Annotated in this window: 1 protein-coding gene; it reads right to left on the reverse strand. The window is 65.9% G+C overall.

Going from position 1 to position 815, the window contains the following annotated elements; genetic code table 11:
• A partial coding sequence (locus NKJ81_RS32560; protein WP_352542986.1) for a DUF3363 domain-containing protein occupies window positions 1-815 on the reverse strand: 815 nt, incomplete at both ends.

Consider the following 815-nt stretch of genomic DNA (forward strand, 5'->3'; position numbering starts at 1 on the left):
GCAAGACCCTTGGCGAGCACGCGGCCGACGACCGGCTCGGTGATGGTCTGGCGGTGCATGACATATTGCGCCGGACCCCGCTCGTGGGCGAGGCCGTGCTCGTCCAGCGCCCGGTGCATGGTCTTGATGATGTCGTTGCGCTCGCCAAGCGCCCGCAGCGTGCTTTCAGCCCGGTCGGAGATCAACCACCGGCCGGGCTCGATCTCGTTCGCCAGGCCGAAGTGCTGCAGCCTCTTTGCCCGATCGATCAGCAGGTAGCGGTTGCTGGAAATGGTGTAGCTGTCGCTGGCATTGGGACGGAGGTCGACCAGATCGTGCTCCTGCTGTTCGGCGATCAGCATGCGGTCGAGCCGGGTCAGCCGTTCGGCTTCCACCTCGCTGGCCAGCTTGCGGGCGACCTCGATCTCGCTTTGCAGCCCGAGTTCCCGTTCGACCAGCTCGCCTGCCCGGTGACGGATGCCATGGGCGATGTAGTCGCCGGCGATGTTCAGGATCTTGCCGTCATCGGTGATGCCGCGCACCAGGACGTGGGTATGCGGATGACCGGTGTTGTGATGGTCGACAGCGATCCAGTCGAGGCGCGTGCTGAGGTCGGTCTCCATCTGACGCATGAGATCGCGGGTGAAGGAGCGCAGGTCTTCCATCTCGGCGGCATCCTCCGGCGCGACGATGAAGCGGAACTGATGCCGGTCGCCGCGCCCGCGCTCGACGAAGGCCTTGCTGTCGGCCTCGTCGTCGAAGGCCGAGTACACCCTGCCCTTCTCGCCGTCCCTGGTGACGCCGTCGCGCTGGAGATAGCGCAGATGCGCATCGAC

This window comes from Mesorhizobium sp. M0018, from assembly GCF_040323955.1.
Lineage (GTDB): Bacteria > Pseudomonadota > Alphaproteobacteria > Rhizobiales > Rhizobiaceae > Mesorhizobium.